The sequence below is a fragment of the Terriglobales bacterium genome (assembly GCA_035487355.1).
GTDB lineage: Bacteria > Acidobacteriota > Terriglobia > Terriglobales > Acidobacteriaceae > QIAW01.
On record DATHMF010000027.1, the window covers coordinates 66,121 to 81,290 of the forward strand.

10 protein-coding genes are annotated in these 15,170 nt (G+C 54.8%); 5 read left to right on the forward strand and 5 right to left on the reverse strand.

Annotation, left to right across the window (positions count from 1 at the left end; genetic code table 11):
- Positions 1 to 24 precede the first annotated feature (24 nt).
- Positions 25 to 1,485 (reverse strand): carbohydrate-binding protein, encoded by a 1,461-nt coding sequence (locus VK738_06315; protein ID HTD22247.1) that lies wholly within the window; start codon positions 1,483 to 1,485, stop codon positions 25 to 27.
- A 412-nt stretch (positions 1,486 to 1,897) separates the two neighbouring features.
- On the opposite strand from VK738_06315, the gene VK738_06320 reads away from it, so the two are divergent.
- Entirely contained in the window at positions 1,898 to 2,341 is a 444-nt protein-coding gene (locus VK738_06320) for a hypothetical protein (protein ID HTD22248.1), read from the forward strand.
- Positions 2,342 to 2,525: 184 nt separating this feature from the next.
- On the opposite strand, the gene VK738_06325 is transcribed toward VK738_06320, so the two are convergent.
- Entirely contained in the window at positions 2,526 to 5,030 is a 2,505-nt protein-coding gene (locus VK738_06325) for a chitinase (GenBank protein ID HTD22249.1), read from the reverse strand.
- A gap of 311 nt (positions 5,031 to 5,341) precedes the next feature.
- Positions 5,342 to 6,211, reverse strand: coding sequence for a sugar phosphate isomerase/epimerase family protein (locus VK738_06330; protein HTD22250.1), 870 nt, complete (start codon positions 6,209 to 6,211; stop codon positions 5,342 to 5,344).
- A 166-nt stretch (positions 6,212 to 6,377) separates the two neighbouring features.
- On the opposite strand from VK738_06330, the gene VK738_06335 reads away from it, so the two are divergent.
- Complete coding sequence (locus VK738_06335; protein HTD22251.1) at positions 6,378 to 7,868, forward strand: hypothetical protein; 1,491 nt, start codon at positions 6,378 to 6,380, stop codon at positions 7,866 to 7,868.
- 214 nt (positions 7,869 to 8,082) lie between these two features.
- On the opposite strand, the gene VK738_06340 is transcribed toward VK738_06335, so the two are convergent.
- Together VK738_06340 and VK738_06345 are read right to left on the reverse strand one after the other, a co-directional pair.
- Positions 8,083 to 9,084, reverse strand: a complete 1,002-nt coding sequence (locus tag VK738_06340) for a TIM barrel protein (GenBank protein ID HTD22252.1) — start codon at positions 9,082 to 9,084, stop codon at positions 8,083 to 8,085.
- A gap of 321 nt (positions 9,085 to 9,405) precedes the next feature.
- A complete protein-coding gene (locus VK738_06345; protein ID HTD22253.1) occupies positions 9,406 to 9,873 on the reverse strand; it encodes a DUF5684 domain-containing protein in 468 nt (155 codons plus the stop codon).
- Positions 9,874 to 10,075: 202 nt separating this feature from the next.
- Between VK738_06345 and VK738_06350 the strand changes: the two genes are divergently transcribed.
- From VK738_06350 to araD, 3 genes are all read left to right on the forward strand, one after another.
- On the forward strand, positions 10,076 to 11,347 hold the full coding sequence (locus VK738_06350; protein ID HTD22254.1) for a 2-dehydro-3-deoxygalactonokinase: 1,272 nt from the start codon (positions 10,076 to 10,078) through the stop codon (positions 11,345 to 11,347).
- A gap of 26 nt (positions 11,348 to 11,373) precedes the next feature.
- Positions 11,374 to 12,684: an MFS transporter gene (locus VK738_06355; protein HTD22255.1), complete on the forward strand. Its 1,311-nt coding sequence runs from the start codon at positions 11,374 to 11,376 to the stop codon at positions 12,682 to 12,684.
- A 730-nt stretch (positions 12,685 to 13,414) separates the two neighbouring features.
- The gene (gene araD / locus VK738_06360) at positions 13,415 to 15,124 is read left to right on the forward strand and encodes an L-arabinonate dehydratase (GenBank protein ID HTD22256.1); all 1,710 of its coding nucleotides are present in this window, start codon (positions 13,415 to 13,417) and stop codon (positions 15,122 to 15,124) included.
- The last annotated feature ends 46 nt before the right edge of the window (positions 15,125 to 15,170 follow it).

Here is a 15,170-nt window from a genome sequence, read left to right on the forward strand (position 1 = left end):
TCACCTAACTTATCTTGCAACCGCCTAAAACGGCTCGAAGATATGCGAGAAGTCCCAGGTGTTTTGCGAGATGCCGCTGCAGCTTGGTGACACCACGCCGGAGCAGCCTCCGTTATCTCGCGCCACCGACCAGAACGCCAGGCGGCTGATGTTGCCGTTCGGTTTGGCAAAGTTCAGCACCGTTTGCGCGTCGTTCTCAGTAAAGACCTCGGGCGAGACGTCGTTGCGACCGATCATGGGAGTGATCCCCAACATAGTGGATAGACCGACCGATTGTATCTGGCCGAGCGTGCTGTTGGCCGCAGCAATCGCGTTTTGTCCCATGGTGTTGGGGTTGGCGATGCTGCCATAATCCATCGCCATGATATTTACTACGCTTACCTTCACACCATGCGACTTGGCATTGGCCAGCAGGTTGACGCCATCTTGCGTCAGACCGCTGGGCAGCACCGGCAACGTATACGAGATGATGAGACCAGGATTGGCTGCCTGCAATCCTGCTAATGCGGCATTGCGACGATCCACGGCCGCGGTATCGGCGATGGGAGCGCCTTCAATGTCGAAGTCCAGCATCTTGACGTTGTATTTGTTGATGACGGCTTGATACTGCGCCTGCACTGCGGCTGCACTGCCGCAGGCCTGTCCCAGCTCAATGCCATTGGCGCCGCCGAAGGAGACAATAACGTCACCGCCGGCACTGCGCAGTGCGTTGATTCTTGACAGCATGGTCGTGCCATCGGGGAAGCTGTCGTTGGGCAAGATCACGCCCAAGCCGGCCCAGCCGGCCCCGCATCCGCCGTTATCAATGATGAACGCCAGCGTAAAGACCTTGATCCCGGACGCCTGCGATATCTGCGCGATGTTGTTATTGGAGAGGCTCATATCAACATAGGGCGCAAACAGGCGTTGTCCGGTCGGAGGCGGCGGCACTGGTGTCGGCGTAGGAGTTGGTTTGGGCGTCGGGGTGGGCGTTGGTGTTGGACCCGGAGTTCCGCTCACCGGCTGCCACAGCGCGGGAACATTGGGCGGCTCCCAGCCGACGAGCGAGGTATGCGCTTGAATACATTTGTATTCCACACCATTAAACATCACCAGCGCACCAACTGCATACGACGTATTCGGTTGCCAATTGGGAACTCCGGTTGGAGGCGGCGTAGGTGTAGGAGTTGGCTTCGGCGTTGGAGTAGGTGTTGGCTTAGGTGTCGGAGTAGGAGTTGGTCTGGGTGTTGGTGTTGGTGTTGGTGTCGGTCCCGGATTTCCGCTGACCGGTTGCCAGAGCGCCGGAACATTGGGCGGCTCCCAGCCGACCAGGGAAGTGTGGGCCTGAATACATTTGTATTCCACACCGTTAAACATCACCAGCGAGCCCACAGCATAAGAGGTGTTGGGCTGCCAATTGGGAACTGTTTGCGCTGAAGCCGCCAGGGGAAGAAGCAGTAGCATCAGAGCACAAACGCTCACGACAACTAGGGGGATCCGCTTCATAAGAAGCCTCCTTGAAATTTGGATTGCGATATCTCTAGAAATCCAACTGCTATGAGGGTCGAATCATGATGAACTGCTATAGAGCTTTGATGGATGATCTCCTCTGCTTTGGCCTAGTAAATGAGCACTTGCTTCGCTCATGTTTTGGATGTGCACTATAGCACTTTGTGAATAGGTTGTAAACAGGATTTTATACATCAAGCAAGTAATTTCGGACTCGTTTCTGCCGGGTGAGTAGCACTCAGCAATCAATAATCACAACCAACCCGAAACGGGCATCTGCGTTTGGGATATTCGCCGGTGCCTGGAACCTTCTCAATAAAACTTTTCTGACAAAAAAATGTGAGGTTGCGGCAATATAGAGAATAGAATTCAAACAGGATTAACATTCCAGGGAGAATTTAACAATAAGATGATCTTTTACATAGTAGCCATTGTGATTGCTGCCTTCCTTTGGGCCAATCTGGAAATTCACATCGAGGGCAGCCAGGGCTGGGCTGCTAACCTGCCTACGTGGAAAGTTGACAAGCACATTCTGTTAGACCTGTTTTATGGCGGGCGTCCGCTCACCGGGTACCACGTTTGGGCGTTCTCTTCCGTGTTCTTCTTTTTTCATCTGCCTTTTTTCTTCCTGCATACCTGGTCCTTTCGGGGAGAACTCTGCGCTATCGCCGGATATAACCTCTTTTGGGTCATCGAGGATTGCCTGTGGTTCGTTTTGAATCCGCACTTCGGCCTGTCAAAGTTTAACAAGAGCAGCGTGTGGTGGCACAAGCGCTGGTTCCTGGGCTTGCCTTTGGATTATTGGGTCCTGGGCGGGCTGGGCGCAGTCTTACTTCATTTCGGCGGTTTTTGAGGCGCTCGGGATAGGGCTTCGCAGCCAAAAGAGGTTTCGAGTTGGCAGAGCAACAGCTTATTTCACCAGAAAGACGCAGAGAAAAACCAAGAGCGCGTCTCATAAAATCCGCACCGAGCCCTTTCGCTTTGCGAAAGGGCTCGGTGTCACTGGATACCAGGTACTGACAACTGAGCACTGTTTCCTAAAACGGCTCGAAGATATGGGAGAAGGCCCAGTTACTTTGTGAGACGCCACTGCAGGTATCGGAGGCTGCAGTGTTGCCAGGGCAACCGCCGTTGTCGCGCGATACCGACCAGAAGCTCAGGCGCGTGATGTTGCTGTGGGATTGCGCGAAGTTCAGCACCGTCTGCGCATCAGCCAACGAGAAGATCTCGCCCCCGCTGTCGTTCTGCCCGATCATGGGGATGATACCCACATTCGCGTGCAGGCCGGCGGATTGCAATTGGCTTGTGGTGTCAGTGGCGGCCATGGTGGCGGCGCCTCCCATATTGGAATTGGGGCTGCCGTAATCCATGGTCATGATGGTCACCACCGACACAGGAGTGCCAAATCTCACGGCACTCTGCACCACACTAATCCCGTTGTTGTCGAGACCGGTGGGATTCACCGGCAAGGTGAGCGATATCTGCAAGCCCGGATTGGCCGCCGCCAATCTAGCCAGCGCCTGGCTGCGACGATCAATCGAAGTGGGATCGCCGACCGCGGCGCCTTCGATGTCGAAATCCAACATCTTGACGTTGTACTTGTTGATGACCGATTGATACGCCGCCTGCAGACTCGATACACTGCCGCATACCTGCGCAAGTTCGGAACCGGCGGCGCCACCGAAGGAGATGACCACGTCTCCGCCGTTGGCCCGAATCGTGTTGATATAGCCGGCAAACGTGTTCTCGCCCGAGATGGGCCCAAGACCTCCCCAGACCGGCGTGCAACCTCCGCCATCAATAATGAACGCCATCGTGAAGAATTTGATTCCCGAGGCAGAGGAAATCTGCGGCAGGTTGCTGGTCAGGCTCATATCAGTGTAGGGCGCAAAGAACTTGCCGCTTCCGCTGGTAGATCCCACGGTGAGAGTCACTAAGGCGGTATGGCTTAGGCTGCCGCTGCTTCCGGTAATGGTCAACCTATAGGTCCCAGCCGCGGCTGTGCCTGTGGCGACAGTCAAGGTTGACGATCCCGAACTGCCAATGGAGGTTGGACTAAAGCTGGCGGTTGCTCCCGATGGCACTCCACCCACACTCAGGGCTACGTTTCCGTTGAAGCCGCTGAGCGCGCTCACGGTTGCGGTATAGCGGGCGCTGCTTCCGGGTGTGACTGTCTGTGAACCAGGCGTTGCCCCCAGTGTGAAGTCTGGGGTTCCGCCGCTCGTGCCCGGAGTGAAGTTGCACGCGGTCTCTGAGCCGACTGAGGAAAAAGCCCCCCACCAGTTCAGTTGCGAGACCGTGTTCTGCTCGGTGCGGAACATGAAGTTGCTGCCTACGGCTTGTTCCGCTGCTCCCGGCGCGGTCACAAAAACCGAATACGTATGCGCGGGGATGTTGACGACCATGCGGAAGTGATAGGTCACTCCGGCAGAATACGGAATGACATTGTCAGCGGCGTAGGTCCCAGCGTTGCGCGCATCAATGTCTCCTGAAGGATTGAAGCGGGCGAGCGCGGCAAAGCCGGTGTAAGCGGTTTGCGCTCCATTGGAGAGACCGACAACAGCGTTGGCCGGCGAGACCGAGACGCTGGCATCAAACTGCACAGCAAATGTGCCGGTCTGATTGGCAAAGAGGGTGTTCTGCCAGGCGCCGCCCGCGGTTGCGGTCACGCAACTCGGCGCCACCGGATTTACTATCAGCGTGACCATGGCCGAGTGTGTCAGGCTGCCGCTGGCTCCCGTAATGGTCAGCGTGTAACTCCCCGCCGCCGTCGAACTGCTAGTCGAGACAGTCAGCGTTGAAGACCCTGAACCGCTCACGGAGGATGGACTAAACGAGGCAGTGGTGCCTGCAGGTAATCCGTTGACGCTGAGCCCCACGCTGCCGCTGAACCCGTTGGTGGCGCCTACGGCCGCCGTATAGCTGGTGACGTTGCCCGCGGTCACTGTCCGCGAACCTGGCGTCGCCGATAAAGTGAAGTCGGACGCCGGACTCCCAAGAGTGAAGTTGCAAACGGTCGCTGAACCTGCCGAGGCAAAGAGGCCCCAGTTGTCGAGACTGGTCACCGCGTTCTGCTCGGTGCGGAAGGCGAAGTTCGACGCCAGTGTCTGCTCGCTCCCGCCCGGCGCGGTTACAAAGACAGAATAGGTGTGCGCCGGCACGTTGATGACCTCGCGGAAGTGGTAGGTGGTACCGCCGGAATACGACATAGGCGTGGTCGCTGCGTATACCCCGCCGTTGCGCGCCTGAATGCCGGAGGCGTTAAACGCCACCAGCGCGGCAAAGCCGGTGTACGCTGTCTGCGCGCCTTGGGAGAGTGCGATCACGCTATTGATGCCCGTGGCCGCAGGCGTGGCATCAAAGGTGACTGTGAAGGTCCCTGTCTGCACTGCGGGCAAGGCTGTGTTCTGCCAGGTCGTACCCGAGGTCAGGCACTGATTTTGTGCCGCGCCGCTGCCCGTGAGCAAAAAGAGCGTGACAATGACGGCGAGAAAACAAGACTGCTGGGGGCGAGCTTTCCGAGCGTTCAATTTCAGTCGCATCGTTGTTCCTTTCGTCCGAAGACGTTGTGGTTTGTTGCCTGCGCTTGTCTGGCTTGTTCTAATTTTCGGGGTCGAACTGATCTTGGGACGCCTTCTCACATAATGATACGTTGGATTGTTAAAGCGTTTTAATATTGCCCGCGAATTTTATACTTGTCATTTCTTTTGTCAAGAAACTTTTTTTGTCTGGAGTTTTTGTCTAAATCGGCAGATGGTGCAGAAAAATGAAGTCTGGAGTACAGGCCCGGAAGGACAACATGAAGACAGCAGTAGTACGTGAAGCTTGTTTCATAAATGTGGTTGTGTCAATTTCATGAATCCAGTGCGCCGGCTTTTTGGAGCTTTTCTTTCATACCCGCCCAACTCAGGCGGGTGGATTCCTCGGGTGTGCCTGCACCGCGCCAGTGGGTTTCTAAACTGATGGCATGGCGGTATCCGTCATTCTTCAGAGCGCGGATTTGCCCTACCCAATCAATAGCGCCGCGTCCGATGCACTCCCATTTGTACTCACCGTTAGAAGATTTGATGACATCTTTGCAGTGGCAATGGCCAATCCGGTCTTTGGGCAAGAGGTTGTAACCACCGGGATAAGGCGTTTCACCGCGCATGGCGGCGTTTCCCGGGTCCCAATTCAACATGAAATAAGGAGACGGAACAGCCTTGAGCGTCTCGGCTGACTCGGCGGCGGTGGCGGTGTTGCAAGCGTGCTCGTTTTCCAGTACCAGAGTGACATTTTTTTTGCCGGCAGTCGTGGCGGCATCGAGGAGCTTCTGGTACATGGCAGCACGATAAGGAAGGGGATCATCGAGGCGCCAGAAGTCGAAGCAGCGAACCCGGTCGGTGTTGAATTCTTTGGCCAGGGCGAGGCTGCGTTCTAAAACCTCATCCTGCTGATCAAAGGTAAAGTCGGCGCCAAACTGGTCGCGCTCGACGCTGAACTTTGATTTGGGCGCATTGGGCCAATCCACCTTGAAGAGCGGGCCGGTGATGGCAATGACGCGCAAATTATTGCTCTGCAGAATGCGGTGGACTTCGGCAATCTCCTTGGCATCGAGATTGACGATGTTCTTGTTCCACAGGGAGCGCAGCTCGACAAATCCCATGCCGAATTCTCGCGAGGCGATCTGGCAGGCGTGAGCGAAATCCTGGGAGAGCTCATCGGTGACGACGGCGAGTTTCATAGACATCTGCAAGCTCCAAGAAAGACAGTTGCAAGGCAGTTACAAGTTACAGGCTCCCGGCTCTCAGTTGCAAGCCGGGGGCGCCAGCTTTAGTTTAATGTGTACTCCGGATAAACATCCTCTACCACCTCAGCCATTAAATGGCTATCATTAGCTCTCAGGCTTCATGAACAACCCATTACAACCCAAAGACGAGCAATTGTTCACACTCACTTGCGACATCATGCAAGATGCTATTGCCTATATGGAGCGGCGAACCGCCGCCGGACGCTACATCCCCAAACATGATGACTGGCCTTCTCTCTCATGGACTGACGATGGGATGCCGGATTTTAGCTTTGCAGAATCCAACTTGCCGAACTACACCGATTCCTTTGGCTTGGGATTGTTTGAGGCTTTCTCAGAAACGAAGGAAGGGATAAAAGGAGAAACTTACAAATGGGACGAGAAACCAGCGTTCCAGGCGTTGTTGGATTATGTTGAATCAGAACCGCAGATCCATAAGCACTTCTTTCCAATAAGCGACGCGGGAAACGGTCGGGGAAAGCTCGGTTTCTTCAAAAGCAGTGTCGAAGTGTTCATTAGCTCTCTCACGGAAGGGTATGTCCATAGATTTGGGTTTACCTTCGACCGAGGCAAGTTCCTGCAGGTGTATTTACCGCGCGAGAACGCCTTGGTTGAAGACCAGCTTGCGATAGAGATTTGGGTCCCCATCCTTCACCTGGCGTTCGGGGCCGATGAAATTGAATTGACGCCCGATGTCTCGGTCAGCCGAATGCCGGAAGATTTTCAACTGGCACGGGCCAGGCTCTTTCGAGGATCTGAAGAAATACAGCATGGAATTGTTCAAGCTGCCACCCACGCCCTCATTTTGAAAGACTACACGCTTCCCAATCTGGGCTATTTGACCAAGTTTGGGTCGTTTCTTAGTCCCTCAAGCCCTATCCTGGAAATCATCAATACTTTCTTTGCAGCCTTAAGAATGCTTATGGAGGCAAAAACCGGCTACGGGCAAATCCTTGTAGTGCCAATCGGCTGGGCTGGTTCTTACGTGGCTTCTCTGCCCGATCTGGAAGGGGTTGCGTTACGCAGATACCCGGCCGACCTCGGAGGAGAATTGGATAGAGCCATACCGGCACTGTCACTGGAACAGTTGAGCGCGGTGGGTGTCCTGTTTTCAAAAATCCTCAAACTGCAGGAACGCTCGGCCGGTCATCGCATGCAATTGGCTATCCGGCGCTTGAATAACTGCTTCTTGCGCGAAGATGCGGAGGACGCGATTCTTGATGCAACCATCGCAATGGAGTTACTGCTGTCGGATGGAGATACGCAAGAAATCACGCACAAGCTTGCCCTGAGGATGGCGGCATTATCAAGCACAGTGCCGGATTATAAGCATGAGCCCGCTGCTGTGTTCAAGAATGTGAAAGCGCTATATCGTTTTCGTTCCGCCGTTGTGCAAGGCAACCAGGAAAAAGCCAAAGAAGCCAGGGAAATCAAGCTGGACGACGGTACGATCATTCCTACAATCAAACTTGCTACAGATTATCTGGGCATGGCAGTTCGCGCGATTGCCCAACAACCTGAGTATTTCACGCCCCACAATATTGACGAGAAACTGCTGCTCAAGTTCATACCACCGCCGGAATTTGAATGAACTGAGATTTATCTTTCACTTTCGAGTTTCTTATTCCCTAATCTCAATTTTGTCATCCCGAGCGTAGCCGCGCTTCGCGGCGGAGTCGAGGGATCTAGGTTTTTCTCAGACTTCTCAATCCTGCTGCCGCCGAATTCCAATTCCCGAACTCAGGTGATACTGCCGGCTGTCAGTTCCCCGTTTTTCTGAGTACCGAGTACTGGGTACTGTTCTTTTAAACTTTCAAGGCTCCCACTTTTTCCAGTTGCTGCTTCATTCCGGCCCAGCTCTGGCGGCTCGATTCCTCCGGCGTGCCAGCGCCGTGCCAGTGGGTCTCAAGGCTGACGGCATGGCGATAACCATCATTCTTCAGCGCGCGGAACTGGCCAACCCAATCAATGATGCCCCGCCCCATGGCCTCCCATTTGTATTGGCCGTCGGCTCCTTTGACTGCGTCTTTGCAGTGGCAATGGGCAATGCGATCTTTGGGCAAGAGATTATAGCCATCGGGATAGGGCACTTCATCGTGCGTAGCCGCATTGCCCGGGTCCCAGTTCAACATGAAATGAGCGGACTGCACCGCCGCCAGCAACTTCGCTGATTCGGCGCCGGTGGCGGTGTTGCATGAAGGCTCGTTTTCGAACATCAGGATTACGTCCTTCTTCCCTGCTTTGTTCGCGGCTTCGAGCAGCGTCTGATTCATGGCAGCGCGATAAGGAGTTTGGTCTTCAATGCGCCAAAAATCAAAACAGCGCACGCGGTCGGTCTTGAATTCCTTGGCCAGTGCGAGGCTGCGCTCCAGGACATCATCCTGCTGGTCGAAGGTAAAGTCCGCGTTGAACTGGTCATGCTTCTTTTTCGGGTCGGGGTTCGGGCTGTACTTGGATTTGGGCGCACCTGGCCAATCGGTTTTAAACAGCGGGCTGGCGATATCGGTGACCCGCAGTTTGTTCTTCTCCAGGATGCGGCGGGCCTCAGCGACCTCTTTGGCATCGAGATTCACAATGTTCTTGTTCCACATGCCGCGCAACTCAATCCATTGCATGCCGAATTCCTTCGACGCAACCTCGCACACATGGCCGAAATCCTGGCCGATCTCGTCGTTAATGACAGAGATTCGAAACGGCGAGAGCAGCGGACCCGATGCTGCATAAGCGGGAATTGATGGGAGAGCCGTTGCTGCGGCGGCAAAACCTAAGCTGGCAAGAAAATCACGACGGGAAAGACGAAACGACATAGAAGATCCTCCTGGACGCTGAACATTGTAAACCCAACGGCCAGTTGCAAGTGTGGTAACTCAATTTTGTGGGGCACCTGAAGGGCGAACAACCCCAAAGGGGTGACGTATTATAGCCCAGCGCTTCAGCGCTGGGGTGTTGGTGGGAAAATAAGCTCAGTCCCGTAAGAGACGACGCCGTTCTTTAACCCCGTGAAGATCAAATTCATTATCTCGGGGATTTATGAAACGCGCTCGTATGATGGGCCTCATGCCCAAAAGTCAACGGGAACTTTGTGCAGAGGCCCATCCTAAGCTTGTAGATCAAGAAATACTCAGAAATCAGTCAGACCAGGCAAGATAACCCGGGACAATGATTCCCACCAGAGGAACGATCAGCAAAATGCCCCACCAACTGGGCTTGCCGCGGGCCTCGGCTACTGCCATCCAAACAATGATGAAGATGACAATGTTTACCAGAGGAATCAAACAGAGAAGTATCCACCAGATGGGTTTCTTGGCAATGTTCAGCAGCAGGATGCTGTTTATAATCGGAATCCACGCCATCCAGGCATTTTCCGTATGCGTCTTTTTGGCGATGGTCTGAAGAGCCAATGACAGGTACACATAGAACGCCAAGCCTATGAGGGCGAACACCAGCAGAACACCACCCGCAAGCATAGTCTGCCCCGCTGTAGGTCCCTCATCCGAAGATTGGGCCAGGAGCGCACCTGCAGGAAGCAGTACCGCAACTAAAGTCAAAACAGCCATACCCAGCCACATCAAACCACCACTTGCTCGTATTTTCATTCGAGTTCCTCCTCGGGAATTCTGATTTTGAAATTCTGGGCAGCCGACGGGGATGAGTATGCCCTCGTCAAACGACACAAATGAAACAAATACGAGCGCAGTTTTGTATTTCGGCTACTTACCTGCGCACTGTAGTCGAACCAACCGAGGATGTCAACGCAGTTTTGAGTTTTCGATTGTCACAGCAAAAATTGGGCCCCTCTTGGGCAACAAGGCACAGCGGTTGCGTCCGCGCAGGTTTCAGGATATTGTTGCCGTTCGCTATTTCTCATTCGTTCGCGAACGGCAATGCACGAGTGCATTTGTGTCTCTCACAACCACAATGAAGATGCGCGGAGAAAATACCGGCGAAAACATGTGCGCCATTTACGTAGACATGGGCACTACGAATACGCGGGGCTGGCTCATGTGTGGCAGCGAAGTTATTGCCCGGGGTAGCAAACCCGTGGGCGTGCGCGATACTGCGCGCGATGGATCGAAGAAGCGGATCCATGACGGGCTGCGCGAGATGATTGAGGCCCTGCGCGCCCAGGTCAAGACTACGTCAAAGACTACTTTAAAGGCTGTTTCCAAAACCGCTGTTACCAAATTGAGCGCCCCAGCGTGCATTGCCGCTACCGGAATGATCAGCTCTCCGCTCGGACTTGCGGAAGTGCCGCACGTAGGGGCACCCGCCGGAATGGTAGAGATCGCTGCAGCTTCAAAGTGGTTTCAATTTCCCGAAGTAACCGATCTTCCTGTGTTGCTTGTCCCCGGAGTGCGCTCAGGGCCGGCGCACGCAGGCTTCGCTCCCGATTCGATTCATACCGCGGATGTAATGCGTGGAGAGGAAACCCTGTGCACGGGATTGAGCGCGTTAGGTTACGTTGAGCCCTCAGCGGTGGTGCTGAACCTGGGATCACACTGGAAGGCAATACAACTGGACGCCGAAGGACGCATCGCATCCAGCATCACCTCCCTTTCGGGCGAACTCATTCACGCCGCCCAGACGCAGACCATCCTCGCCAGTTCGGTGCCTCAGGAACGTGTGACCAGGATCTCGGAGCCGTGGAAAGCGGCCGGCATGAGAGAGCAGCGCCGCTCAGGTCTGGCGCGTGCATTGTTCTCGGTCCGTCTGCTGGGACTTGCCAGCCAAGGCACGCCGGAAGACAGGCTCTCGTTCTTGATTGGGGCTTTTATTGCGTCCGATATGGATGCGCTCATCTCCCGCCGTGTGTTATCGCACGATACCCCGGTTGTGATTGTTGGAAGTGCAGCATTGTCGGAAGCCTGGCGCAGCGCTCTCGCCGCAATGTCAGTCTCCGCAACCGTGCTTTCTGTCCCCGAAACCGAAGACGCATTGCTGACCGGGTTAAGATGCACCCTGGAAAAATGCTTAATTACGAAGGACACAAAGAAATCTTTCACCACGGAGGCACAGAGACACAGAGGAAAACTTAAAAGGTCCGCGAAAAAGGCAAAAAAGAAGTCCTGAAAAAGAAAGAAAAAGAAATTAATGATATGAGCAGCCAGAGCCTGGGTGAAACCGTAACTACAACTTCTGTTGCTGAGAGTGCGCGTCGGCGCATTGCGCGCCGGCTGCTTCCCTATCTCTTCTTCCTCTATATCATTGCTTACCTTGACCGCGTCAACCTCAGCTATGCCTCTCTGGAGATGAGTGGCGCCTTGGGTTTCACCGCTGAAATCATAGGGTTTGGCGCAGGCATCTTCTTCATAGGCTATTTCCTGCTGGAGATCCCAGGCGCCATCCTGGTAGAGCGCTGGAGCGCCCGCGCCTGGATTGCGCGCATCATGATCTCCTGGGGCATCGTTGCCATGTTGACCGGCTTCGTGCATACAGCGCATCAGTTTTACACCATACGCTTTCTCCTGGGAGCATCAGAGGCCGGGTTCTTTCCGGGGATCGTCGTCTATCTTAGCCATTGGTTTCGTTACGAAGACCGCGCCAAAGCGATGGCCATGTTCATGGCGGCGCAGTCCATCTCTAACATTATCGGCTCGCCTGTTTCCGGATTGCTGCTCGGCATCAACTGGCTGGGCCTGGCAGGCTGGCGTTGGTTGTTCATCCTGGAAGGGATACCGGCAGTCCTGTTCGGCATAGTCACTATCTTCTATCTCACGGATCGGCCCCATCAGGCGAAATGGCTGCTCGAAGACGAGAAACAATGGATTTCAACGGAGCTGGAGCAAGAGAAGAAGGCGAAAGAAACAGTACGTTCCTACAGCGTTTGGGATGCTCTGCGGCAACCGGAGGTAATCCTCCTGTCGCTGGCCTTGTTTTTTATGGCGGGTGCAGTTTATGGTTTTAACTTCTGGTTGCCGACGATCATCAAGAAGCTCTCCGGACACTCCAATCTGTTTGTAACCACGGTAAGCGCTCTTCCCTACTGCATTGGGCTCATCGCCACACTGCTGGTCGGTTGGTCATCCGACCGCACCAAGGAACGCCGCTGGCATGCTGCACTATGCATGATCATTGCTAGTCTTGGGCTGGGATTGAGCGTGATATCGCACAGGACAGATTTGGCGGTACTGATGTTTTGTCTGGCCGCGGTCGGCATGTATGGTTATCTGTCAGCATTTTGGTCGCTGCCCTCCAGCTTTCTGACGGGAACCGCGGCAGCCGCTTCCATTGGACTGATTAACTCCGTCGGCAATCTGGGCGGCTTTTTCGGTCCATACGCCGTGGGATACATAAGCAAAAAAACGCATGGTTTTACCACAGGCGTGCTTTGCCTTTCCGCGTCGGCTTTGATGGCGGGCGTGTTGGTGTTGTTGCTGCGCAGGTCGAAACCAGAAGCCAAGACTTAGCCAGGACTTAGAAGTTAAATGGACTCTGCTAACATCACGTCCTGAATACAACGATTCTGGTTTCGTCACCAAGGTCCAGGCCCGAAGGGCCGGCTAGGTAACCCAGGGCATAACCTGGCTTATTCATGAGGTACTCGATGATGACAGCAAAACGACACACCAGCGCCGGAGGCGCGGCGGAGAATTTAGCCCAGCCCGAAGGGCTGGGGTAGCTTAAAAAGAAACCCGAGCCCCGGAGGGGCGACACGTTAGGATGTCAGAAAATCCAAACTGAAAATGGCTTTGGAAGCGGTTGCGGAAAACTTTGGGTGTCAGAAGATGATTTGATATCAATCTGGTACCAAATTATTGTTTTTTGAGAAACTGTCGCTCATAATTTTCCAGAGAGCATTGTGTAGAACACGAGCGCCAAGGCGTAGCGATGAACTATAGCGATTCCATAAATTACCGTATCTACTACCGTGGAAGATCGGGCCTTTTCAGCCCGCCCCGGCGTACCGTGGAGCCAGCGTTGAGGTCCAAAACAAACGGGCTTCAGCCCCGGCGCCGCTCAGATACACCGATGCTGGAATTGCTTTAGAATCTCGACACTCGCCAGCTAGTGTCGTGTTATTTGCTGTTATATCTTTTTGAATGAAGGACTTAAGACCTGTGTTGACTGTTGAGCAAGTGGGTATCACCTGAACCCAGAAAACAGAAGGCGATTGATCTTTTCGGAGGATAGGGGTTTATGAAATTTCGCAGTGCGGCATGGTTTGGTCCAGCCGATAGAGACGGATTTATCCATCGCAGTTGGATGAAGAACCAGGGGTTGCCCGACCACCTGTTCGATGGGCGTCCGGTGATCGGCATTTGCAACACCTGGTCGGAGCTGACGCCATGCAACGCCCACTTCCGCAAGGTCGCCGACCATGTGAAACGCGGCGTCTACGAAGCCGGCGGCTTCCCGCTCGAGTTTCCCGTGATGTCGCTGGGCGAGACCCTGATGCGCCCCACCACCATGCTCTTCCGCAATCTGGTCAGCATGGATGTGGAGGAATCTATCCGCGCCAACCCCTTGGACGGAGTTGTGCTGCTCGCCGGTTGTGATAAAACCACGCCCGCGCTTCTTATGGGCGCTGCCAGTTGCGATCTGCCTGCGCTTATGCTCTCGGGCGGCCCCATGCTCAACGGCAAATTCCGCGGACGCGATATTGGCTCCGGAACTGACGTCTGGAAATTCAGCGAAGATGTCCGCTCGGGCGCGATGAGCATGTGCGAATTCATGGATGCCGAAGTCTGCATGAGCCGCTCCGCCGGACATTGCATGACCATGGGAACCGCATCCACCATGGCATGCATCGTTGAAGCACTGGGCATTGGGTTGCCTTCGAATGCAGCCATTCCCGCGGTTGATTCGCGCCGCTACGCTCTTGCCCACATGGCGGGGCAGCGCATTGTCGCCATGGTGCATGAAGACCTGAAGATGTCGAAGATTCTAACCCGCAAGGCCTTCGAAAACGCCATTCGCGCCGTGGGAGCAATTGGCGGCTCGACCAATGGGGTAATTCACCTGCTGGCCATCGCCGGACGCATGGGCGTCAACCTCTCTTTGGAAGACTGGGATACTCTGGGGCGCGATGTTCCCTGCCTGGTAAACCTCATGCCTTCGGGCAAATATCTGATGGAAGACTTTTACTATGCCGGGGGATTGCCCGCAGTCATTCGTGAGTTGGGCAAGCTTATCCATGGCGACGCCCTCACGGTGAACGGAAAAACTATGGGCGAAAACGTGGCTGATGCGCCCTGCTACAACCGTGACGTAATCAAACCTTTAGATGAACCCTTCAAGCAAAACGGCGGGCTTGCGGTTGTGCGCGGCAATCTCTCGCCGAACGGCGCAGTCATCAAACCCTCGGCCGCCACGCCCGGGCTGATGAAACATCGCGGCCGCGCCGTTGTTTTTGAAAACATAGACGACTTCCACGCTCGCATTAACGATGATTCGCTCGACATTGACCCAAGCTGCGTCATGGTGCTCAAGAATTGCGGCCCGCGAGGATATCCAGGAATGCCCGAAACGGGAAATATGCCTCTGCCTCCAAAGATATTGAAGCAAGGCGTTACCGACATGGTCCGCATCTCGGACGCCCGCATGAGTGGCACTGCTTACGGGACCGTGGTTCTGCACGTCTCGCCGGAAGCAGCCGCAGGTGGCGTGCTCGCGCTTGTCCAGAATGGCGACATGATCGAGCTTGATGTCGCTGCCCGCCGTCTTCATCTCGACGTTCCCGAACCGGAAATTGCACGCCGTCGCGCCGCCTGGAAGCCGCCGCAACCGCTCTTCGAGCGCGGATACTACCAGCTCTACCAGCAGCACGTCCTGCAAGCCGACCGCGGCGCCGACCTGGATTTCCTGGTAGGCAAAAGCGGCGCGGAGATACCGAAAGAGTGCCATTGAACGCCCCTTCGCGACATCGAGAAAATTGATGCCCAGTTCCAGTGCA